The sequence below is a fragment of the Mucilaginibacter sp. dw_454 genome, from assembly GCF_018449775.1.
In the GTDB taxonomy this organism is placed as follows: Bacteria; Bacteroidota; Bacteroidia; order Sphingobacteriales; family Sphingobacteriaceae; genus Mucilaginibacter.
In genome coordinates, this window is record NZ_JAAVVB010000001.1 from 499,738 (window position 1) to 524,772 (window position 25,035).

A 25,035-nucleotide genomic window follows, 5' to 3' on the forward strand; every position below is an offset into this window, starting at 1 on the left:
CGGTCGCTATCTGATTATCGTTACAAACCCTGTGAGCTTCTGGGTATTATTTGTTAAACGGATAGTATAATAATAAACGCCTACCGGCAGCGGTTTTCCTTTATAATTTCCGCTCCACGGGGTATTATAGCCAAGGCTGCTGTATACCATCGAGCCATAACGATTATAAACCTGCACTTTGGCCGTCGCGTCATTTTCCAGGCCGGGGATTTCCCAGGTATCATTAACACCGTCGTTATTGGGCGTAAATGAGTTAGGGACCTTTAATTCTTTGATGATCACTTTTACCGTTACCGAGGCGCTGGTTAGGGTGCAACCTGCCAGGGTTGTTACCAATAAAGTGTATTGTGTCGTGTTAAGCGGGCTGGCCGTCGGGCTGGCTATATCTATCTTATCCAGGCCCGTAGCAGGCGACCATTTGTAAGTTAAACCATTGCCAATGGCCGAAGCCACGATATTGACGCTTTCGCCCTGATTTATTTGGTAATTGGTGGCTGGGAGCGTAATCTGCGGTAAATCTTCTACCATTATAATAATAGGATTTGGTGTTACAGGCGGATTACAGCCAGCTGTAGAAGTCACTGTGCAGGTAACTGCGTCATTATTGTTCAAATTACTGGTAACAAGTGTATCGGTAGTAGCGGCAGCAACGGGTTGACCATTAAGCATCCATTGATAAGTTATACCCGTTGTTTGGTCGACAATTGTACTGAATGTTACCGGCGAACCTTTGCATATGGTAGTTTCTGATGCACTAACCACCACAGACTTTACAGGTTTAATGATGTGTACAGTGACACTATTAGATGGAACCGGTGTAGTACAGGTTGAATTACTGGTCAGCGTACAACTAACTACATCCCCATCGTTAAAGTCGTTAGCCATATAGGTGGGGCTGTTTGTGCCGACAGTTACATTGTTTTTTAGCCATTGATAACTGGCTGCCGATGTCTGGTCGGCTGTAAATATTATAGGAGTACTTTCGCACACATTATTAACATCAGAGGTGATGGTTACAGCGGTTATGGCATCTGCCACGTGCATAGTAATGCTATTAGTTGTAAAAGGGGTCGAGCAGTCCGCGCTGCTGCTTAGTACGCAGCTTACAACGTCTCCATCATTTAGGGTGGTTGAAGTAAAAGTCCCGACGTTTTGCCCAACGTCTATACCATTTACTTCCCATTGATAACTTGCCCCGGTAACCCCGCCGGCGTCTGCGGTAAATGTCATAAGAGTGCCTTTGCAAATGGTGGTTGCCAATGGGGTGGAGGTGATACTTCCTGAAGTTATAAACCCAGCTACGTGCATGGTAATAGCATTAGATATCGCCGGGATCCCACAGGCAGTGTTATTTATATTGCAAGTTATAACGTCGCCGTCATTGATATTGGAGGTAGTAAAAGTAGGGTCACGGGGGCCGACAGGAAGATCGTTTTTTAGCCACTGATAAGAAGCGCCCGGTAGTGGATTGGCTTTAAATGTAACCAATTGGTTTAGGCAAACCGTTGTGGCGTCTGCAGAAATACTTGTTGTTGATGCAACATTAATATAGGTCATCAATATTTCATTTGACGGTACGGGTGTGCTACAGGTAGAGCTGCCCACCATGCAAGATACTACAGCATTATTTGGAATCGATTGATTTGCAAAAGTAGCGCCGGTTATCCCTGTGCTTTTTCCATTAACCAGCCAATCATAAGTTAGGCCTGTAGTTTGGTTGGTACTAACAGAAAATGTAGCCTGCCCGCCGGAGCATCCTACTGTTTTGATTACAGCTTCGGGTGCAACCCCGTTGACATGCATTGTAATTGTGTTAGAGATACCCGGAGCGGCGCATACCGGCGTTCTTGTAATTGTGCAGGTTACCTTATCGCCATCAACAAGATCTTGGGTAGTGTATTGGTTTGTATTTACATTAACAGAAACACCATTAACCTGCCAGTCGTAAGTAGGTGTACCATTGCCCACATTTAAAGCAGATGAACTAAAGGTTACTTTTTCACGCAGGCAAATTGTTTGTTTAGGTGTTGTTATGCTTACCGTGGCCTGCGACGGAGCGTCGATATTTATGCTTACCGCAGATGATATTACCCTGCAGTTTAACGATTGAATATTTCCATCTTCGGCTATCAACAAACGATATTGATAAGCACCAGGTTGTGTTGTGTTAACGGCCCAGATTGAAGCATTGGCACCGCTAATATCTTTCCATGAAGGGTTGGCATCGTCCGACCGGTAAATCTGCCACTGATAAGCCGTATTTGGAAAGCAGGCACCCACGTTGGCAGAAATTATTGGCGACGAAGAGTTTTGACAAATTGATATAGCGTCGTCAGTTACGTTTTGTATACTAAGATTAATAGGCGGCCCGGATGGTCTGAGTGTGATGTCATCTAAAGCCAGGTCATTGCCCGGGGTGGTATATGTGCTGTTATTGCTTATGCGAATGACAACAGAACTCACACCCGCCGGCAAAGAGAAGGTAAAGCCGTATTGTTGCCATTCGGAACTAAAAATTTGGGGAATAATATAACTATGCGAACTTAAGAATGTGCCGGTTGTTGTTTCTACAGTGAAAGTAACATTTGGGTCTATGCCTATTGCTTTCGCCATGTTTATCATCCAGGCTGAAAGCTGATAGGTAGTGCCTGAGCAAAGGCCATCTACCTGCGTCACATAAAAATTACCCGGCGTAGCCGAAGCGTTAATCAGCATAAACTTGCCGTCAGTGTCGCCGGTATGGTCTTTGTTTACTACATGCCAATCGCTATTGCAGTTGCCACTGTTAGAAACTATCGCGTACGAATCATTTCCGGGGCAACTGAAGGCATAAGTTAAATTGGTTTTAGTTGGATCTAACGCAGCGGTTTGGTTGGCGCCGTTACCAAAGGTGATAGTAGCAACCGGGTCGCCTAAACTGCCAGTACAGTTTTGAGCCATAACAAAACCATTGCCGGTTAGTACCAGGAATATCGTTATTAAAAAAACAATCCCGGCGCTTTTAAAAGACGGCCGGCTGGCGAAGACTTCCATGGTTTAGGGAAATGATTGGTTGTATTTACGAAAATAATCATAACGTCTTAACAAGCGACCATAAAAAAATAAAAAAGAATTTCAAGTCATAGTTAAACGACACTCAAATCTGGTAATTAATGAACGATTAACGATAATTATAACGCTTACCGGATAATTGTAATAAACCCCGGGAGTTTACAGGTATTACCGGCCAAACGGATGGAGTAATAATTTGCATGCAGCCCGCGTTAGTGATGGCAGCGGATACCGGCCTATGGTTAAGGCCATGAGCAGTATGAGCGTACAGCACGGCCCGTAGGGAACGCCATTGATTAGTGATTGGAGAATAGTTTATTAGAGATTAGTTGAGTGCTTAAATTATCGCTGATGTAATTAATTAATATTCAAGTGTTTATTTAATGAATTACTCCATTCACTCAATCACTAATTCACTCAATCGCTCATTAAACTTACCGCCCATAAATTTATTTAACACTGTTAAATTCATGACAAACGCATGGCAAATAATTAAAAAACCCGACATACATTTGTACTGTTTAACAGTGTTAAATAAATTTACGTCATAAAGCAATGGCAAGTAAGGACAGAATATTACGATTAAAAGAAGAGACCCGGTGTAACATACTGGATGCCTCGCTTAAAATTGTAAAAGAGGGGGGATGGGACGCTTTAAGTATGCGTAAAATAGCAGACGAGATAGAATATACCGCGCCTATTATTTACGAGTATTACGCAAGCAAAGATGCCATTTTAATGGAGCTTACCCGTAAGGGCTTTTTGTTGTTAGCTAAACAACTGGAAGAAGCCAGAGACAGGCATCGCCTGCCTGAAAAACAATTGCAGGCTATGTGGTCGGCTTATTGGGACTTTGCCTTTGCCGAACGTGAATTATACCAGGTAATGTATGGCGTTAGAGTGAGCTGTTGTGAGATGGCCAAGATCATGCCCGAATCTGAAATGCCCATGGACCTGATTTGGGACGTCATAGTGGAGCTGATGCTGCCCCACGTTGGTACCGAAGAAGAAGTCTGCATTAAATACTACACCTTTTGGTCGGTTATACATGGTTTGATCTCCATCAACATGGTAAACCGCGGTAATACCGACGAAACGAATCAAGAGGTTCTTAAAACTGCCATCACAGGCATTATCCGTTCAATAAAAGGATAAATTTTTTTCAAGCTGAAATAACGCCGTTAAATTATTTAACAGTGTTAAATTAAAATTATCAAATCGTAAAATCTACACTAATAAATAAAACATCATGACAACTCCATCACATTCGCTTCCATTTAATGCTGTTAAGAAAATTAATAGCGTTATAGCAGTATTGATTGCGTTGGCAACGCTGTTATTCATCAGCAGTTGCTCAACCGCCCCGGCCGCCCAAACGGCGCCACCACCACCGTCGTTACCGGTTCAAACCGTAGCAACATCTTCGGTAACCACTTACCAGGAATATCCAGCCTCTATAGAGGGCGCGGTAAACGTAGAAATTCGCCCGCAGGTAAGCGGCGCGCTGGATCGTGTTTTTGTTGACGAAGGCGCAGCGGTATCAGCCGGCCAGCCATTGTTCAAAATCAATGATCAACCATACCGCGCTGCTTTAAATAATGCTTTAGCAAACTTACATGCTGCCGAAGGTGCCGCACTGAACTCTCAATTAGAGATTGACAAGCTTACTCCATTGGTACAAAATAAGGTAGTATCAGATTTTCAATTGAAAACTGCGGTTGCCACTAACCAAATTGCTAAAGCTAATATAGAGCAGGCTAAAGCCAACGTATCTACGGCGCAGATCAACCTGGGTTACACTATTATTAAAGCTCCTGTAGCGGGTTATATCGGTCGTTTGTTGAAGAAACAAGGTAGCCTGGTGTCTCCGCAAGATGTGGAAGCGTTAACGCAACTGTCAGACGTACATAACGTGCACGTATACTTCTCTTTAGGTGAAAAGGATTTTGTAGGCTTTAAAGAAGAATATCCCGGCTCAACATTAAAAGATAAACTGAACCGCTTGCCTGCAGTGTCATTGTTACTGGCTGATAACAGCGAGTATAATGTTAAAGGTAAGATAGATATGATTGATGGCCAGTTTGATAAAACTACCGGCGCTATTACAGTACGTGCAACCTTCCCAAATGGAGCAGGCTTGTTACGCTCTGGTAACACAGGTAAAATTCGCCTAAGCCTGGTGCATGACAATACATTGACCGTACCGCAATCGGCTACTTTAGAAATGCAGGACAAGATTTTTGTTTTTGCTTTGGCAGATAGTAACAAGGTTAAGAAAGTACCTATTACTATTGACGGTAAAGACGGCGACAACTACGTAGTTAAAGATGGCTTAAAAGCCGGCGACCAGATTGTGCTAAGCGGCATGGATCACTTGCAGGAAGGCGCCAAAATAGCCCCACAAAAAGCAACTGATAAAGTAGCTAAAAACTAATTACTTATTTAGAAACAAGAGCCAAGAACCAAGAAACAAGAGAGTGCGACGAGTGATTTTTGTCTTGACTCTTGTCTCTTGATTCTTGTCTCTAAAAAACAAAACATTATGTTTAAGATATTCATAAAAAGGCCGGTACTGGCAACTGTTATCTCCATTTTACTGGTGATAGTGGGTGTGCTTGGCCTAAGCAAATTGCCCTTAGAGCGATTTCCTGATATAGCCCCTCCGGCGGTATTGGTATCTGCTGTTTACCCGGGCGCTAATGCCGAGACTATTTTACGTTCGGTAACGCCTTCCTTAGAAGAAGCAATCAACGGTGTAGAAGGCATGACCTACATGACATCTACCGCCAGTAATGATGGTACTTTGGGTATTACGGTTTACTTTAAACAGGGTACTAACCCTGACCAGGCGGCTGTGAACGTGCAAAATCGTGTATCGCAAGCTACCAGCCAATTACCGGCAGAAGTGGTTCAATACGGTATTACCACTACCAAGCAACAAAACAGCTTTATTGGTGCGATTGCTATTTATACAGAAGATCCTAAGAAATACGATCAAACCTTTGTTGCCAACTATGCACAAATCAATATCATCCCCGAAATTAAACGTATTCCGGGTGTAGGTTCTGCAAGTATATTTGGTGGTATTAAAGATTATTCAATGCGTGTTTGGTTAAATCCAAGCCAAATGGCAAGTCATAATATTACACCTGCCGAGGTAATGGCCGCTATCCAGGACAAAAACCTGGAAGCAGCACCGGGTAAACTGGGCGTGCAAAGCAAAGAAGCGTTCGAATATGTAATTAAATACAAAGGCAAGCTTACTCAACCAGAAGACTATCAAAACATAGCTATTCGTGCAAATGCCGATGGTTCTGTACTGCATTTAAAAGATGTAGCACGTGTTGAGCTGGGTACTTATTCATACACCAGCGCCAGTCACCTTAACGGGCACGACGGTATAATTATCGGTGTTATCCAACTGTCAGGCTCAAACGCTAACGATATACAGATTGCAGTTGATAAGGTATTAGAAAAAGCATCGAAAGATTTTCCTGTCGGCATCAAATACAACCAGTTTTACCGTACCAAAACAGATCTTGACGAATCAATCAAACAGGTTGAACATACCCTGATCGAAGCATTTATATTGGTATTCATCGTAGTATTTATATTCCTGCAAGATTTCAGATCAACTTTAATACCGGCTATTGCGGTACCGGTTGCTATTATAGGTACGTTTTTCTTCATGAACCTTTTCGGTTTCTCTGTTAACTTATTAACCTTGTTTGCACTGGTGTTAGCCATAGGTATTGTGGTGGATGATGCCATTGTAGTCGTCGAGGCGGTGCATGCCAAAATGGAGCATAACCCGGGCCTTGGCCCTAAAGAGGCAACTGCACAAGCTATGCATGAAATAACCGGCGCTATCATATCGATCACCTTGGTTATGGCAGCTGTGTTTTTACCGGTGAGTTTCATGACGGGATCTACCGGAATCTTCTACAGGCAGTTTGCGTTAACCATGGCCATAGCTATCTTGATATCGGCTGTTAATGCACTAACCTTGAGCCCTGCACTAGCTGCGTTGTTCTTAAAGAACAAACACAGTGCTGACGGCCACGAGGAACCTAAGAAAAGTTTCACAGAGAAATTTTATGCGGGCTTTAACGGCGGTTTCAACTACATGACCGATAAATATATCGGTGGGGTTAGGTCGTTAATCAAAAATAAATGGGTTGCTATGTCAGGTCTTGGCGTAGTAATAGCACTTACCGTTTACCTGGTAAATACCACCAAATCTGGCTTTATCCCAACCGAGGATCAGGGTTTTGTGGCCATAGCTGTTTCAACTCCATCGGGTACATCCCTTGATGCTACCAATAAAATATTCAAACAAGCCGAAGATCAGTTAAAGCAACTACCGTCGCAAAGGTTTGTTACCGCACTATCCGGTTTCAACTTTTTAACACAATCCAGCAGCCCATCAGCGGGGGTAATATTCTTACTCTTAAAGCCTAATGAGCAACGTGGCGCTGTCAAGAATATCGACGATATCCAAAATATAGTAAGAGGAAAATTAGGTGCCATTCCGGGTGGTACGTTTTTCGTATTCAGTTTCCCAACGGTGCCGGGCTTTAGTAACGTAGAAGCGCTTGATGTGATGCTGCAAGATAAAACCAACGGTAGTTTACCCAAGTTTAGCGGCATAGCCAACAGCTTTATAGGTAAACTGATGCAGCGTAAGGAAATTGCTTTTGCCTTTACGTCTTACAAAGCAGATTACCCTCAATTGCAATTAGAGGTTGATGACGAGAAAGCCGCGCAATTGGGTGTAAGCGTAAAAGATATATTATCTACCATGCAGGCTTACTTTGGTACAGCGCAGGCATCAGATTTTAATCGTTTTGGTAAATACTACCGTGTAATTGTGCAGGCAGATATTGCAGATCGTACAGATGCTTCGGCTATTGACCGCGTTTTTGTAAAAAACAACAAAGGCGAAATGGTACCGATAAACACCCTGGTTAAATTTAGCCATGTACTTGGTTCGGAAACTGCGTCAAGGTATAACCTGTTTAACTCTATCGAGATCAATGCGATACCAAAACCGGGCTTTAGCTCTGGTGATGCTATCCGCGCTATCCAGGAAACAGCACAACAAGAATTGCCTCAGGGTTATGCTTATGAGTTCTCGGGTCAAACCCGCGAAGAGATCTCGTCAGGCGGTCAATCAACCATTGTATTTCTGATGTGTCTGGTGTTTGTATACTTCTTACTGGCAGCTCAGTATGAAAGCTATATCTTGCCATTAGCGGTTATCCTGTCAATCCCAACAGGTATATTGGGTGTATTTGTGGTATTGGGCTTAACCGGTATAGAAAATAACATCTATGTACAGGTGGCTTTGATCATGCTCATCGGCTTGCTGGCCAAGAATGCCATCCTGATCGTCGAGTTTGCGGTACAACGCCGCAGGGCAGGGCACGACTTGGTTGCCTCGGCTATTGAAGCGGCTAAACTGAGATTACGCCCAATCGTCATGACCTCAATGGCCTTCGTATTTGGTTTGTTTCCAATGAGTATTGCTACCGGTCCGTCTGCGCAGGGTAACCACTCTATCAGTATCAGCGCTGCCGGCGGTATGGTGTCTGGTGTGCTATTAGGCTTGTTTATTATCCCGGTATTGTTTGTAATCTTCCAGGGTCTCCAGGAAAAAATAACAGGTGTGCCTTTTACGATAAATGAAGAGAATAAAGACAGCGATCATCACCATCCAAATGGTATACCGGTAAATGTTCATAAAACCGAACTGGTTTAATTTTAATACATACGACAATGAAAAATATAGATAAATATCTTTTGATGATGGTGCTGCCGGTGCTTGCCGCCTGCGGCGTATCAAAAGATATCAAAACACCGCAGGCAGCATTGCCTGCAAATTTTAGAAGTGCCACCAACACGGATACCACCAGCATTGCTGACATCCCCTGGAAAGATTTCTTTGCCGATGCCGAATTGCAAAAACTGATTGACAGCGCTATCATCAAAAACTACGATATGCAACTGGCCATCAAAAATATCGAAGCATCGCAACTGTTGGTAAAACAAGTGAAATGGAACTACGTGCCTGAAGTTGGCCTGAATGTTACCGCCAGCAGCAGCCGCCCGTCTGACAATAGTTTGGATGGATTAAGTCTATCAGAAGCTGGTATAACTACCAAGCATATCGAGGATTATTCGGCCAACCTTTCATTATCATGGGAGGCCGATATCTGGGGCAAGATCCACAATCAAAACAGGGCTGCATTAGCTGCTTATCTGCAAACTGCTGAAGCTAAAAAAGCTATCCAGACTAACATAGTAGCTTCTGTAGCACAAGGTTATTATAACCTGCTGATGCTGGATGCGCAGCTACAAACTGCGCAAAGCAATGTGCGATTGAATGACAGTACTTTAAATATCATTAAGCTGCAATACAACGCTGGTCAGGTAACTTTACTGGCTGTACAGCAGGCTCAAGCGCAACAACAAACTGCAGCCGGACTGATCCCTCAGTTTGAGCAGAATATCGCTTTGCAAGAAAATGCTATACGTATTTTAACCGGCGAGCTACCTGCAAGCATCGTCCGCGATAGAAAATTGAATGAGGTAACCTTTGCCGATAATTTACCGGCAGGGTTACCATCGGCATTAGTAAGCCGTCGCCCTGATGTAAAAAGCAGCGAATTGGCTTTGGCTGTAGCTAACGCAAACGTTGGTATCAACCAGGCAGAAATGTATCCTGCTTTGCGTATTACCGCACAAGGTGGCGTTAACTCTTTTAAAGCCAGTAACTGGTTTAATGTGCCGGCATCATTGTTTGGTATAGTAGCCGGTAGTTTAGTTACGCCTTTGTTGGATCATAAAGAACTGAAAACCAATTTTGAAGTAGCTAAGATCAATCGCGAGAAAACGGTGATCCAATTTCGCCAAACTGTTTTGAACGCAGTAGGTGAGGTGTCTGACGCATTGGTGAAGATCGACAAACTAAAAGAACAGCAAAACATTGCTGCTCAAAGAGTAAACACTTTGCAACAGGCAACATCAAACGCTAACCAACTATTTAAAAATGGTTTGGCTAATTACCTGGAGGTGATTACTGCCCAAAGCAACGTGCTGCAAAGCGAGTTGGAATTGGCCAGCATTAAAACCGAACATTTACAAGCAGTAGCGGAATTGTACCGTTCGCTTGGTGGCGGCTGGAGATAACCGTATTGACAATAACTAAATAGTTTTTTAATAGCGATGGGTTTCAAACCCATCGCTATTTTTTTGTGGAGCGAGATAATCGCAAAGACTTACGAAGTTTTTAAAACTTCGTAAGTCTAATTCAAGATGTAAAGAATAAGTTACGTGCAATCGATTGTCTTTTTTGAAAAAAGTTTGAGGATTTGTTTGGAATTTGAATACTTTTAGCCGTTAAAGTATTGTAAAGTCAAAACCAGACAATATAAACCCTTACCAATCGATGAAATTTAAATTATTTAGTTTTTTAGGCATTAGCCTACTGGCCGTTTTCACGACCGTAAATTTTGCCAACGCCCAGGTTAAATCAAAACCGCGTATCCTGGTTCTTAAAAAAACCTCAGGTTATCACCACGGCTCAATTCCGTTGGCTGCAGATGCCATTATTAAGTTGGGGCAGGAAAATGGTTTTATTGTTGACACCACCACCGATGCCGACAAAATCAACGAACCCAATCTTAAAAAATATGCCGCGCTTGTTTTTGTAAGCACGACAGGTGATTTTTTAAATATTCCCGAAAAAGCCGACCTGGAACGCTATATGCAGGCAGGTGGTAGCTTTGTAGGCATACACGCCGCTGCAGATGCAGAATACAACTGGCCATGGTATGGCCGCATGGTAGGTGGCTATTTTGCACATCACCCGGCACAGCAAATGGCAACATTAACGGTGGTCGACAAAAATTTCCCGTCAACCAAAATGCTGCCTACAGAGTGGAAACGTAAAGACGAATGGTATCATTACAAAAACGTTGCTAAAGATATTCACGTATTGATCAACTTAGAAGAATCGTCATTAACCTATGCAAAAAATGGTGGGGATGATGCTTTTAAAATGGGGCCTAATCACCCTATAGAATGGTATCATACTTTTGAGAATGGCCGGGTGTTCTACACAGGTTTAGGTCATACTGATGAATCATACAGCGATCCGTTATTCCTGGCGCACTTGCTGGGCGGTATCAAGTATGCCATTGGTAACAATGCGCCTTTAAACTATGCTAAAGCAAAAACGCCACGCGTTCCTGAAGAAAATCGTTTCAACAAAACACAACTGGTAGCCGGCGTATTTGACGAGCCTACCGAAATGACTATCCTGCCAAATCTGGATATTTTGGTAGCGCAGCGTAAAGGCGAGTTTATGTTGTATAACCATTTAACTCATAAGGTAAAGCAAGTTGGTTTTGTGTCTGTTTACAGCCACACGCTTACAGAAAAAGGTAAGGGCGTTAATGCCGAAGAAGGTCTATTAGGCATTCAAGCCGATCCTGATTTTAAAACCAACCACTTCATTTATACTTATTACAGCCCGCTGGACACTTCAGTAAACCGTTTATCGCGTTTTACTTTTACCAACGGCAAGTTAGATCCTAAGAGCGAAAAGATTGTGCTACAGGTTAAAACTATGCGTGAGATTTGCTGCCACACCGGCGGTTCTATAGCGTTTGGCAAAGACCATGTGCTGTTTGTTTCGCAGGGCGATAATACTACACCGTTTGACGAACCTAACGAAGGTCGTGGTAAAAATCCGCCAAATAGCTATTCTTATTCTCCGGTGGATGACCGTCCGGGATTTGAGCAGTATGACGATCGCAGAGGTTCTGGTAACAGCAACGATCTGCGCGGTAAAATTCTACGTTTAAAAATGCATCCTGATGGAACTTATAGCATCCCCGAAGGAAACCTTTTCCCCAAAGGAACAGCTAAAACCCGCCCTGAAATTTATGTAATGGGTAACCGTAACCCGTACCGTATTTCTGTTGATAAAAAGAGCGGGTTTTTATATTGGGGCGAGGTTGGCCCGGATGCTAACAACGATAGTTTAGCAACACACGGCCCGCGTGGTTATGACGAAATTAACCAGGCTCGTAAAGCAGGTAACTTTGGTTACCCGTACTTTGTAGGTAACAACTACCCATACCGCGAGTATAATTATGCAACCGGCGATCCGGGTGTAGCTTTTGATCCGCACCATGTGGTTAACAACTCACGTAATAACACCGGTTTAACGGTATTGCCTGATGCGCAGCCAGCCTTTATCTGGTATCCTTACGCAGCATCTCCTGAGTTCCCTGAGTTGGGTTCTGGTGGCCGTACTGCTATGGCTGGTCCGGTTTATCATTCAGAAGATTTTACCGCTGCCGGTAAACTACCGTCGTACTACAATGACAAACTGTTTATTTACGACTTTATCCGTGGATGGATCAAGGCGGTAACTATGGATGCTGCCGGCAACCTGGTATCGATAGAGCCATTTATGGACAAAACCAAATTCAACTCCATGATTGATATGGAAATGGGTCCTGATGGTCACCTATATGTATTAGAATATGGTAACAGCGATGGCTGGTTCAAGAAAAATAAAGATTCGGGCATAGCACGTGTAGATTACAATCCGGGTAACCGCGCACCTGAAATTGCTGATATCACGGTAGATAAAGCATACGGTGCCTTACCGCTGAAAGTAACCCTGAATGTAAAGGCATCAGACCCTGAAAATGATAAAATGACTTATACCTGGAGCTTTGGCGACGGTATTAAGAAAGTAACTACCAAGCCTTGGGTAACTTATATTTATGCAAAAGCAGGTAGCTTTAAAGCCTCGGTTACGGTTAAAGATCCAAGCCTAAAAGCCGCAACCAGTAAGCAGGTAATTATTGCTGCAGGCAGCACGGACGAGCCGATAGATCCATCATCAAAATTTGCTAAGGGGCAGACCTTATTTATGTCGATGGATTGCAAATCGTGCCACAAAGCTAAAGAGCACGTAATAGGCCCTGCATTTGTTGATGTAGCTAACAAATACAAAAAAGATAAAGACACTTACAAACAGTTGATCAATAAGATCAAAAATGGTGGTAGTGGTGTTTGGGGCGATGTAACCATGCCGGCTCACCCTGATTTGAAACCAGAGGATGCAAAAGAGATTTTGAATTGGATTTTCTCTTTGAAAACTAACTAAGCTGACGACCAACAGCTAAAAGCCGGAGCGATTTTTCGCTTCGGCTTTTTTGTTTTGTGGATCGGTCTTTCATCACGAGGAACGAAGCAATCTCTACAACAGACAGTCAATAGGATAAATCTCATCGGCGATAGCCAGCACGATCATTGCGGACGTTGATTAGCAAGTGTAGAGATTGCTTCGTTCCTCGCAATGATGTTTTTAGGGAATAGTTGCAGCTATTTCCCTAAAACCATTCCCCAAATCACGCTGTTACTCTAACAATAAACAGCATTATTATGAGCCTGGAAAAATATGTAGCGAAGCGTGATTTTACCAAAACTGCCGAACCCAAAGCAGGCAGGAGTAAAGACAAAGATCATTTAATGTTTGTGATACAAAAGCATGATGCCTCGCGCCTGCATTATGATTTCAGGCTGGAGATGGATGGCGTGTTGAAGAGCTGGGCGGTACCCAAAGGCCCGTCGACCGACCCCAAGGTTAAACGCTTGGCCATGATGGTAGAAGATCATCCGTTTGACTACGCCAATTTTGAAGGCATCATCCCGCAAGGCGAATATGGCGGTGGTACCGTGATTGTTTGGGATGAGGGTACCTATGAGCCAATTGAAGCAATAAAAGGCAAGAAAAAACAGGAAAAACACCTGTTACAGCAGCTTAAATCAGGCTCGGTTAAGATAAAGCTGCATGGCGAAAAGCTGCATGGCGAGTTTGCACTGGTGAAAACCCATGGCATGGGCGAGAACGGCTGGCTGCTGATTAAACATAACGACGACTTTGCATCAACCAAAGACATCACCAAAAAAGATAAGTCGATCCTGTCTGGCAAAACTATCGAGACCATGGAAAAGACCAGCGAAAAAGTCTGGCAGCATGGGCATGAAGAAGATGTAAAACCAGAAAAGCCAAAAAATAAAAAAAAAGCCCTGACGCATGAGGATGAAGCTGCGGATGAGCTAGGGAACACCCGGGATACAGCAAAAGATATTGATGTACGGGCTCTTCTGAAAGCCGCTCCAAAATCTGCTGTCCCTAAAAATATCAAACCCATGAAAGCCACGTTGGTGGACGCGCCCTTTGACGACCCGGACTGGGTTTACGAGGTAAAATGGGACGGTTACCGTGCGCTCGCGATCGTCGACAAAAAAGGAGCGGAACTGATATCGCGCAATAATATTCCTTTCGATAAATATTATCCCATTAACCAAATTTTGAAGGATTGGCAAATCAACGCTGTTATTGACGGCGAGATCCTGGTATTGAATGATAAAGGGCTATCCGACTTTGGTGCATTGCAAAACTGGCGCAGCGAGGCAGATGGTAACCTGGTTTATTATGTATTCGATATTTTATGGTATGAGGGTAAGAACCTGATGGACTTGCCATTGACTCAACGCCAGGCCATCTTGAAAGAAATCCTGCCAACTAATAACGATAGCGTACGCCAAAGCAAAGTATTCGCAGCTAATGGCATCGAGTTCTTTAAGGCGGCGGAGAAGATTGGTTTGGAGGGCATCATTGCTAAAAAAGGTAGCAGTGTATATACTTCGGATCTGCGCTCGAAAGAATGGCTCAAGATCAAAGTGCAGAGAAGGCAAGAGGTAATCATTGCCGGGTTTACCAAGAATGAGGGCACATCGAAATCGTTCAGCGCATTGATTTTGGGTGTTTATGATAGTAAGGTTTTGAAATACGTTGGTAAAGTAGGTACCGGTTTCTCAGAAAAGCTACAAAAAGAAATGATGGCCAGGTTTAAGCCATTAATCACTGATAAAGTGCCTTTCGATGTGGAGCCGGATGTAGATAAACCATCGCGTTTCCGCCCGCAAAGACTAGGCGCCAAGCCAACGTGGTTAAAACCCGAATTGGTAGCCGAGGTGGCATTTGCTGAGGTAACCAGCGACGGGGTATTCCGCCAGGCATCGTTTAAAGGTTTACGAGAAGACAAAAAAGCAAAGGAGGTAATTTTGGAAACACCTAAGGATACCAAAGAAACAGTCGACGGCGTTGAAGATACAGCGATCCCTAAAAAAACCACACACGCGGCTATTAAACCGCCGGCTGACAAGGACCGGAAAACGCTGCTCAACCCCAAAGACGAAACCCAGGTGCGCGAGATCTGCGGACATGAACTCAAATTTACCCATTTAAGCAAAGTTTACTGGCCCGAAGACGGTGTAACCAAGCGCGATATGTTTAATTACTATTATCGCATAGCTGAATATATTTTGCCGTATTTAAAGGACAGGCCAATGTCACTAAATCGTTTCCCGAATGGTATACACGGCTCAAGCTTTTACCAGAAAGACGTAAAAGGTAAAGCGCCCGATTGGATCACCAAAACTTTCCCATACACCAATGGCGATGGCGAACATAAAGAGTATTTGGTGGGGTCTGATGAATCTTACTTATTATGGATGGCCTCATTAGGCTGTATCGAGATGAATCCATGGTTCAGTCGCTATAAATCGCCGGATAACCCGGACTATTGTGTGATAGACCTTGATCCGGATAAAAATACTTTTGACCAGGTAATAGAAGCTGCGCTCGAAGTTAAAAAGGTGTTAGATGCGTTGGATGTGCCCAGCTACCCTAAGACCTCGGGTTCGACAGGTATGCATATTTATATCCCCCTGGGGGCTAAGTACGATTATGATCAGTCGCAAATGTTTGCTAAGATCATTGTTTCGCTGGTGCACAAACAAATCCCCGATTATACCAGCCTGGAGCGTATGATTGCTAAACGCGAAGGTAAAATGTACCTTGATTTTTTGCAAAATCGCCCCGGCGCTACCATTGCCGGGCCGTATTCATTAAGGCCGAAAGTAGGTGCCACGGTATCTATGCCATTAACCTGGGACGAGGTAAAACCCGGCCTTACCATGAAGCATTTCACCATTTTTAACACTATTGACAGATTGAAAGAAACCGGAGATTTGTTTAAAGGCGTGTTGGATAAAGGCATAGACCTTGAAAAAACTATAAAAAAGGCCAAAAGTGTGTTTGGCAGCTAAGCCCAAAACCATTTGCCAATTTATCCATTTATATAGCCAAAATACCTGGATTTACCTATGAATTTGGACGTTTTGGTTTGTTCAGTTTGTTCAGTTGTAAACCTAAAGGTTGTAGAAATGGTTCTCTTTATATATTTTTAAATCACTGCATCTGTTGTGGCTTTTTGATAACGTTCTCCCTTTTATGTTATGAATCGCCGGATGCTATTAGAGAGACATCTTACACCTAATTGAATTTTGTGCTGAGCCAAAATATTGATCGTGTTGCTTTAAGTCATAGTTTTGACGAGAGGCTTTTTCGCTTACTGGTAGCGAGTATAAGTGACTATGCCGTATTTATGATAGACCCTAATGGTTATATCATGAGCTGGAACCAGGGTGCGCAAAACATACATGGCTATACCGAAGACGAGGTTATAGGCCAGCATATTTCCATTTTTTATACTAATATCGACAACAAAAGCAACGAATTTGGTAAAAATCTGAATCTTGCACTTAAAAATGGTGTGCGCGAAATGCAAGGCTGGCGGGTGCGTAAAGACGGGTCGGTATTTTGGGCTAACGCTACATTTACTACCATTTATAACGATGCCGGCCATTTGGTGGGCTTCGCCAAAATAACCCGTGACATTACTGTTCAAAAAGAGAAAGATGAACAAAAAGAAGAGATCCACGCAGAGCTTGAGAAACAGATAGAGCAAACTTCAGAACAGATAGCAGCCAATGAGATAAGGTTTAGAAAATTGATTGAAAACAGTCACGACGGCATCACCATGCTGGATAAAAACATGAACGTGGTTTTCAGAAGTAAGTCGGCAGAACGGATAAGCGGCTGGAGTAATGAAGACCGGCAGGGCCTTATAATTGATGATATGGTGCATCCGCAAGACAGGATAAAGGTCAAAAAACTTTTAGCAGAAGTGATAGCAAAACCAAGCGAGCCTATTTTATCCAACTATCGCACTAAGCATAAAAAAGGGCACTATATCTGGGTTGAGGCAATGTTTACCAATTGGCTGAACGATGGAAAGATCAAAGCCATCTTATGTAACTTCAGAGACATTACCGCACGCATTGAAAGCGAGGAAGTTGTTAATTCTAAAAATCAACAGATCGAGAATATCTTAGAGAGCATTGCCGATGGTTTTATAGCGTTGGATAAAGATTTCTGCTATACTTACGCCAATAAACGCATAGGCGAAATGATAGGCCGAGATCCACAAGATCTGATTGGTAAATATATCTGGACCGAATTTGCCGACGCGGTAAACTCGCCCACGTATAAGGCTTTAAACAGGGCTGCATCTAAAAAAGAATATATCTGTAATGAAGATTATTATGAGCCGCTTAACCTTTGGCATGAAAATCATATTTACCCAATGCCTGATGGTGGTTTAACCGTTTTTATTCGTGATATATCTGTCCGCAAAAAGGCCGACCTGCAAATTAAGCAACTTAATGAAAATCTGGAAAAAAAGGTAGTTGAACGCACTGTACAGTTAGAAGCGGCCAACCAGGAACTGGAATCATTTTCTTATTCCGTTTCGCATGATTTACGGGCGCCGCTGCGCGCTGTAAATGGTTATGCCATGATGCTTAAAGAGGAGTTTGAAAATGAACTGGGCGATGAAGGTAACCGGGTAATTAACACCATAACCCAAAATGCGCGCCTGATGGGTCAGTTGATTGACGATCTGCTGGCTTTCTCGCGCATGAGCCGTAAAGAAATGGTAGCCATCAGGGTGGATATGGATGCGCTGGTTAAAGTTTGCATTCGTGAGATTATTCAAAATCAGCCGCTGCTTCCCGAAATTATCATCCATAAGTTACCGCCAACCCGCGGCGATGTTAATTTGTTAAGACAGGTATTGCTCAATCTTATAGGTAATGCTGTGAAATATAGCTCGAAGTCTGAACATCCGGTAATTGAAATAGGTAGTATTAAGGACGACAACAAGCGCATTTATTATGTGAAAGATAATGGTGTTGGTTTTGATATGAAATACAGCAACAAGCTCTTCGGTGTGTTTCAGCGCCTGCACAGCGCGCAGGAATTTGAAGGTACAGGCGTAGGCCTGGCATTGGCAAAGCGTATCATTAACAAGCATGGCGGCAACATTTGGGCCGAATCTATTCAGGGACACGGCGCTACATTTTACTTTAGCACGCCTATAAAAATGAATAAGGATGAGTAACAACGAAGTAGAGATTTTACTGGTAGAGGATAATATAAATGACGCTGAACTTACCATTCGCGCTTTAAACAAAGTAAACCTGGCTAATAACCTGGTGCATGTAAAAGACGGAGAAGAAGCGCTGGATTTCATTTTCGGCAAAGGCGTCTTTGCTGACCGCGATACGTATTGCCGGCCAAAAGTTATTTTACTGGATATAAAAATGCCTAAGGTAGATGGTATAGAGGTACTGCGCCAGATCAAATCAAACGAAGCGACTAAAACTATCCCGGTAGTGATCATGACATCGTCGCGCGAGGAGCAGGATATTATAACAAGTTACAAGCTGGGTGTAAATAGCTATGTGGTAAAGCCCGTTAATTTTGAGGCCTTTGCTAAAGCCATCTCTGACCTGGGTTTGTATTGGTTAATTATTAACCAACCACCCATATAGCATCAGGACGCAAAGTGAGTGACGATAAATTAAAAATATTACACCTTGAGGACATGCCAACCGATGCCGAGTTGGTAGATATGACGCTGAGAAAGTCTAAGCTGATATTTGAAAAAATAGTTGTTGATAACAGGGTCGATTACACTCGGGCTATTAACGAATATAAGCCAGATATTGTACTGTCTGACCATTCTTTACCCCAATTTGATTCTATCGAAGCTTTTGCCATACTGAAAAAAAGCGGATTGAACGTGCCATTCATCTTGATCACAGCTACCATATCAGAAGAGTTTGCCGTTGAAATTATGAAAAATGGCGCTGCCGATTATGTGTTGAAAGACCGTATGCAGCGCCTGCCGAATGCCATTGAAAACGCATTACAGACATCCAGGCTTGAAGCCGAACGCGAAAAATACATGAAGGAGGTGATAGCGAACGAGGCGCTATTGCGTGAGGCCGAGAACATTGCCAATATTGGTAGTCTGGATATCGATATGATAACCCAGGCTGCACAGTGGTCGCCCGGGTTATACCACATTTTGGGTTTTGAGCCGGGGGAGATTGAACCCTCATTCAGTAATTTTCTTAATCAGGTGCATCTGGATGATGCCGCTCGAATTAAGCAGGAAATGGATGAGGCCTTAGCGTATGCAGATTCTGTTAGCCTTGATTTTAAAATCAAAACCCACAAAGCCGACTCCGTTAAATACCTGCATGCTAAGTTGCTGATTAATAGAGGTAATAATAGTAAGCCAATTCACATAAAAGGCTTTACCCAGGATATTACCGAACAAAAACTTGCCGAACAAAAAATACAGGAAGCGTCAGAGACACAGGCCACTATTTTAAATGCCCTGCCACCAAATATTGTACTCATTAACGAGAAAGGGAAGATCATTGCCGTTAATGATTCCTGGAAAAAACTGGCGCTGTTTAATAACCTGGGAATTCCGAATTATGGTTTGGGTTATAGCTATCTGGCCATATCAGAAACAGCTACAGGTATTGACAAAGCCACCAGCAGCAAAATCGAAGCAGGTATCCGGGAAGTGATCAAGGGAAACGAAAAGGAATTTGTGATGGAATATGTTTCGTTGGGTGGTAAGGAATGGTATATGATGGTTGTTGCGCCTCTACATGATCGAACTCAAAAAGGTGCAGTAATTTTGCATACAAATATCACCGATAGAAAAGTGGCAGAAGCGTTATTGCAAAAATCAGAAGCCAACCTGCGCTCGGTGTTCGAAAATATTGATTTGTCTATTATCCTGTTTGATATGGACCTGAAGGTGGTTTCCTGCAACAGTAGCGCCAGCGAAGCCATGATTAAACACTTTAATAAACCCTTAAAGGTTGGTAAGCCTGTCATTAATTATTTCCCTGCAGATAGGCGCCAGTCTATCCGCAAAGCTATTGCGCTGGTTAAGGAGCATAAAATCGCCTCGTACGAGACCAGTTTTGCCTTACCCAATGGCGATTGCGAATGGTATGATATTAAATGGGTGGGAGTAACTAACAGGCAGAACGAAATTGTAGGGATGATCCTTACCTTTAAAAATATCACGGAAAAGAAAAATCGCGAGTCGGAGCGCGAAAATATGACTGCCGACCTGGCTCAACGTAATAAAGACCTGGAGCAGTTTACTTATATCATATCGCACAACTTGCGTGCACCGGTAGCCAATATCCAGGGGCTTGCGGCGCTATTGGGCGATATGGAACCGGGCATGCCTGATAGCAATGATATGCTGGAGGCGCTTGCCTTGTCGGTAAACAACCTGGATAAGGTTATTCTTGATCTAAACCAAATACTGCAGGTACGCAGCCAGGTGAATGACCAGATAGAACAAGTTTCATTGTCTGCATTGTTAAATGAAATAAAGGCCGGCATTAGTCAAATGATCGCCAAAAATAAAGTGACTATCACCGGTAATTTTAACATTGATGACCTTTATATCCTGAAAAGCTATCTATACAGTATTTTACAAAATTTGGTGATAAACAGCATCAAGTATCGCCGGGACGATGTTAGCCCGATTATCAATATCGCCAGCAAAATATTGGGCGACAAAATTATTGTTACAGTAAAAGACAACGGCAAGGGCATCGATCTGCATAAATACGGCACACACCTGTTTGGTTTATATAAACGTTTTGACTGGAGTGTAGAAGGTAAGGGAGTTGGCCTGTTTATGGTAAAAATGCAAATAGAGAGCCTGGGTGGTTCTATCAACGTAAATAGCAATCTTAATGTTGGTACCGAGTTTACACTTGAATTCCCGATGATCACACAACCACCTGACTAATAAGCCTCCTTGCATTACGAATTTTTCGTAATATGTTAAAATGTGTTAAATTATCTACGAATATTTCGTAGATTGATTGCCAATTAGCTACATTTGTTCAGCATCAATAGTTACTGAACTTTTAACACTAATCACAATCATGAAAAAGGCAACGCTTATTTTAACACTGCTATTGCCGGTATTTGCCGCATTGGCCCAACAGGCAGATACCGCTAAACTAATTGTACATTTTAAATTTTCGCACCTGCGTGATACCACGCAGCGCGACAAACCCTATACCGAAAACATGGTGTTGTTTGCCGGGCAGAACGCCAGCGTTTACAAAAGCTATGACCGTAAGTTACAGCAGGCCATGATGCGTAAACAAATTGAAGAGCAGGCTGCACAGCAGAAAGGTTCTGGTAATATGCGGTTTAGCATTACCAGCCGTGCGCCGACCAGCAGCACAGAATATTATCAGTTTCCGGCTCAAAATAAATTGATTACCAAGGAGCGGCTAATTACGCCATATCTTATTGAAGACAAAATGCCGGCTATTAATTGGGCCATCAGCAGTGATACACTGACCATTGGCGGCGTACATTGCCAAAAGGCGACAACGCATTTTAAAGGCCGCGATTATACGGCCTGGTTTAGCCCTGATCTACCTTTTCATACAGGCCCCTGGAAGTTGAATGGTTTACCTGGTTTGATTGTGGAGGCTTATGATAAGAACAAAGAAGTGGTCTTTAAATTTGACAGTATGGAGGAGGCAACCCCGCAAATTAAAACAGTTACCACAGATGCGGGTCCAACGATCAAGTTGATAGGTATGGATGACGATAGCACCGACCCCAACGTAATTGCTATACCAGCCGATGCTGTAAGAACCACTCAAAAAGAGTTTGAAAAACTTCGCGAGGCCATGCGTAAAGATCCACAAGCCTTTGGCAAAGCTGTAGGAAACGGCATGGGCGGCGCTTCTTTTGGTTCGTCGGGGGGCGGTGCGCCGGGTTCGGGTCCTAAAGTACAGGTAATGATGGGGCCGCAAGCTGTGATTAACAATCCTTTGGAACTACCAGAAAAACCATGATCAGCTTTAAAAAAACAGGTGCAGTAGCCATTTTATGGTTGCTGTTGCCACTGGCATGCCTTGCTCAAAGCATAAAGGGTGATGTTACCGATAGTTTAAACAAGCCAGTAGCTATGGCCGGTATAAATTTAAAAAATAGTAAAGGTCTGATCATAGCTTACACCAGCACTAACAATAAAGGCGGGTATAGTTTGCCGGTGCCTGTTACTGCAGATAAAGACGGGCTTAAGCTGGAGGTTAGCTGTATCGGCTTTAAAAAAGCTTCGCTGCCGATAACTGATTTGTCTGCTCCTTATAATTTTAAGCTGCAAGTAGCGGTTAATCAATTAAAGGGGATTGTGGTTAAAAATAACCGCCCCTTTCTGCGTACCAGCGGTGATACACTGAGTTATAAGGTATCTGATTTTAGCAGTCCGCAGGATAGGGTTATTGGCGATGTGATCAAAAAACTGCCGGGTATGGATGTAGACAAAGATGGCAAGATCAGCTATAATGGGAAATCTATCTCCAATCTATACATCGGCGGCGACAATTTGCTGGATGATAAATACAACATAGCTACGCGTAACATTCCGAACGGGGTAGTGGACGAGTTGCAGGTGATTCAAAATCATCAACCCATAAAAGCATTGCAGGGCAAAGTTAACAGTGATGATGTCGCTCTTAATTTAACCATTAAAAAAGAAGCTAAACTACAAATGATAGGGCAGGAAACGCTTGGTGGCGGCTTGCCTGGTAATTACGATATCGACGTAAACGCCATGATGTTTAAGGATAAGTATAAAGCCATAAATTACCTGAAGGGCAACAATATTGGTTATGACGTGGCTTCCGAATTGATATCACACAACAGCAATAGTTACTTTTCGAGAAATGATAATAATAAGCCATCTTCGTTGCTATCGCTGGGCACAGCCGGCGATCCTGACCTACCGCGTAATCGTTACCTGATGAATCAATCGGGTTTGCTGAATCTGAATAACCTGATCAATTTGAAAAAGGATGTGCAGCTGAGGCTAAATCTGTCGTACATGCGCGACCGTCAACTACAAAACTACAATCGCACCAGCGACGTTTATCTGCCCGGTGATACAGTGCACTATACCGAAACACAACACAATAAAAACCGACCGGACATTTTGCATAGCCAGTTTAGCTTGAACATTAACAATCCTAAATATTACCTAAATGATAACCTAACTACAGATTATAGCCATCAAACAGGCTACTCGTCATTGGTAGCCAATGGTGTGCCCGTTAACCAGGTTTTAAGAGATAATTTACTGGATGCCTCGAATGATTTAAGCTTTATGCAAACGCTCAAAAATTCCAACATCATCGAAGGCTCCAGCTATATCAATCATTCGAGCGAGCCGGAGGATAGGGTAATAGATCCGGGATTAAATCCGGACATTTTTAACAATAATATGGGGTATTCGCAGCTAACACAAAATGCCAATATCCCGAGTTTTTTTAGCAATAATTACGTTAACTATCGTATCCCCAGGCAATATCTTACACAATCATATCGGGTGGGATTTAGCCGGCAGGCGCAAATGTTGAATTCTGATCTGTCAGTAACGCAATTGGATAATTCGGTTAATTTAGTGTCTGACAGTGCGCGGAATAATCTCAATTGGTCGCGCAATAAATTATATACAGAAGCTGACTATGATATCCCAGGTCAAATTTTAAAACTTACCGTGTCACTGCCTTTAACTTACCTGGATATTGATTATAACGAGGGGCTTTATAACTTGAACAAGAGCGTTAATCGTCTGTATTTCGATCCGAACTTGTTTGCGAAATACCAGACCAGTGTCGAAAACTATTTATCTGCCGGCTATAATTATCGCCATGGTATTGGCAGCATAACCGATGTTTATCGGGGCTTTATACTTTCTAACTATCGCAGCCTCGGCGCTAATAATGCTGATCTGACCGAATCGCAAACGCAGTCAGCAAATCTTGGGTTCAATTATCGTAAAGCTATTATTTTACTGTTTTTTAATATCAATGTCTCGTACACTCACCAAAACTCAAACAGTATTGCATCAGCTTTGCTAACTAATAATATACAAGAAAGAGTTGTTTTGCCTTACGATAATGAATTTAATAGCTGGTCATTAAGCAGTAAGGTGAGCAAATATTCTTTCGCGCTGCATACCACATTTAGTTTGGGCGGGTCTTACCAAACCTCGAAAGTTAACCAGATCCAAAACGGATTGGTGCTGCCTTATAACACTATTAATGAAAATCTGTCATTTAGCGCCGATACCAAAGCCGGCGATAAAATAACCTTGAGTTATACCGGCAATTATGGTATTACCACCAGTAAATCGCCGGCGGTAAGCAGTACCAGTAATTTTGACCGCCTGATTCAATCGGCATCAGCAAATTATAACATTGCCAGTAACTTTTTCTTCAACGTATCCGGCGATCATTACTATACCCGCCAGCAAAATGCAGGCGATCTGAAATATATTTTTGCCGAAGCCTCCATCCGCTATCGCTTTTTGAAAACTAAACTGGATGTAGAATTAGACGCTCAGAACCTGTTCAATACTAAGAACTATACTGCTGTATACCTGTCGGCTAATACCTATTCTTCCAGTACTTATACTATACCCGGGCGCATAGTGATGGCTAAGGCGACTTTTAATTTGTAGCGATGCCGTTCAAAAATATTGTCATTCTGAGCGTAGCGAAGAATCTTATACGCTTTGCTAACTGCTTTTATATGATTCTTCGCTCTGCTCAGAATGACAAATGTTA

12 protein-coding genes are annotated in these 25,035 nt (G+C 42.9%); 11 read left to right on the top strand and 1 reads right to left on the bottom strand.

Annotated features, from left to right (window positions below; all coding sequences use genetic code 11):
* Positions 1–6: 6 nt before the first annotated feature.
* Positions 7–3,033 (bottom strand): gliding motility-associated C-terminal domain-containing protein, encoded by a 3,027-nt coding sequence (locus HB679_RS02365; protein ID WP_214070328.1) that lies wholly within the window; start codon positions 3,031–3,033, stop codon positions 7–9.
* A 573-nt stretch (positions 3,034–3,606) separates the two neighbouring features.
* On the opposite strand from HB679_RS02365, the gene HB679_RS02370 reads away from it, so the two are divergent.
* From HB679_RS02370 to HB679_RS02420, 11 genes are all read left to right on the top strand, one after another.
* A complete protein-coding gene (locus tag HB679_RS02370; RefSeq protein WP_214070329.1) occupies positions 3,607–4,206 on the top strand; it encodes a TetR/AcrR family transcriptional regulator in 600 nt (199 codons plus the stop codon).
* Between the two features lie 94 nt (positions 4,207–4,300).
* The gene (locus HB679_RS02375; RefSeq protein ID WP_214070330.1) at positions 4,301–5,485 is read left to right on the top strand and encodes an efflux RND transporter periplasmic adaptor subunit; all 1,185 of its coding nucleotides are present in this window, start codon (positions 4,301–4,303) and stop codon (positions 5,483–5,485) included.
* A 108-nt stretch (positions 5,486–5,593) separates the two neighbouring features.
* On the top strand, positions 5,594–8,812 hold the full coding sequence (locus HB679_RS02380) for an efflux RND transporter permease subunit (RefSeq protein WP_214070331.1): 3,219 nt from the start codon (positions 5,594–5,596) through the stop codon (positions 8,810–8,812).
* 17 nt (positions 8,813–8,829) lie between these two features.
* Positions 8,830–10,242 (top strand): efflux transporter outer membrane subunit, encoded by a 1,413-nt coding sequence (locus HB679_RS02385; protein ID WP_214070332.1) that lies wholly within the window; start codon positions 8,830–8,832, stop codon positions 10,240–10,242.
* A 259-nt stretch (positions 10,243–10,501) separates the two neighbouring features.
* A complete protein-coding gene (locus tag HB679_RS02390; RefSeq protein ID WP_214070333.1) occupies positions 10,502–13,240 on the top strand; it encodes a ThuA domain-containing protein in 2,739 nt (912 codons plus the stop codon).
* Between the two features lie 278 nt (positions 13,241–13,518).
* A complete protein-coding gene (gene ligD / locus HB679_RS02395) occupies positions 13,519–16,254 on the top strand; it encodes a DNA ligase D (protein WP_214070334.1) in 2,736 nt (911 codons plus the stop codon).
* Between the two features lie 239 nt (positions 16,255–16,493).
* Positions 16,494–18,449: a PAS domain S-box protein gene (locus HB679_RS02400; protein ID WP_214070335.1), complete on the top strand. Its 1,956-nt coding sequence runs from the start codon at positions 16,494–16,496 to the stop codon at positions 18,447–18,449.
* Positions 18,442–18,882, top strand: coding sequence for a response regulator (locus HB679_RS02405; RefSeq protein ID WP_214070336.1), 441 nt, complete (start codon positions 18,442–18,444; stop codon positions 18,880–18,882). The genes HB679_RS02400 and HB679_RS02405 overlap by 8 nt, the downstream gene beginning before the upstream one ends.
* A 14-nt stretch (positions 18,883–18,896) precedes the next feature.
* Positions 18,897–21,188, top strand: coding sequence for a PAS domain S-box protein (locus tag HB679_RS02410; protein WP_214070337.1), 2,292 nt, complete (start codon positions 18,897–18,899; stop codon positions 21,186–21,188).
* Positions 21,189–21,327: 139 nt separating this feature from the next.
* Entirely contained in the window at positions 21,328–22,260 is a 933-nt protein-coding gene (locus HB679_RS02415) for a GLPGLI family protein (RefSeq protein ID WP_214070338.1), read from the top strand.
* The gene (locus HB679_RS02420) at positions 22,257–24,929 is read left to right on the top strand and encodes a TonB-dependent receptor (RefSeq protein ID WP_214070339.1); all 2,673 of its coding nucleotides are present in this window, start codon (positions 22,257–22,259) and stop codon (positions 24,927–24,929) included. The genes HB679_RS02415 and HB679_RS02420 overlap by 4 nt, the downstream gene beginning before the upstream one ends.
* The last annotated feature ends 106 nt before the right edge of the window (positions 24,930–25,035 follow it).

What these genes read in the sequence shown, in the direction of transcription:
- HB679_RS02365 (WP_214070328.1), bottom strand. Translation starts at nt 3,033, where the DNA reads ATGGAAGTCTTCGCCAGCCGGCCGTCTTTTAAAAGCGCCGGGATTGTT.
- HB679_RS02370 (WP_214070329.1), top strand. Translation starts at nt 3,607, where the DNA reads ATGGCAAGTAAGGACAGAATATTACGATTAAAAGAAGAGACCCGGTGT.
- HB679_RS02375 (WP_214070330.1), top strand. Translation starts at nt 4,301, where the DNA reads ATGACAACTCCATCACATTCGCTTCCATTTAATGCTGTTAAGAAAATT.
- HB679_RS02380 (WP_214070331.1), top strand. Translation starts at nt 5,594, where the DNA reads ATGTTTAAGATATTCATAAAAAGGCCGGTACTGGCAACTGTTATCTCC.
- HB679_RS02385 (WP_214070332.1), top strand. Translation starts at nt 8,830, where the DNA reads ATGAAAAATATAGATAAATATCTTTTGATGATGGTGCTGCCGGTGCTT.
- HB679_RS02390 (WP_214070333.1), top strand. Translation starts at nt 10,502, where the DNA reads ATGAAATTTAAATTATTTAGTTTTTTAGGCATTAGCCTACTGGCCGTT.
- ligD (WP_214070334.1), top strand. Translation starts at nt 13,519, where the DNA reads ATGAGCCTGGAAAAATATGTAGCGAAGCGTGATTTTACCAAAACTGCC.
- HB679_RS02405 (WP_214070336.1), top strand. Translation starts at nt 18,442, where the DNA reads ATGAGTAACAACGAAGTAGAGATTTTACTGGTAGAGGATAATATAAAT.
- HB679_RS02415 (WP_214070338.1), top strand. Translation starts at nt 21,328, where the DNA reads ATGAAAAAGGCAACGCTTATTTTAACACTGCTATTGCCGGTATTTGCC.
- HB679_RS02420 (WP_214070339.1), top strand. Translation starts at nt 22,257, where the DNA reads ATGATCAGCTTTAAAAAAACAGGTGCAGTAGCCATTTTATGGTTGCTG.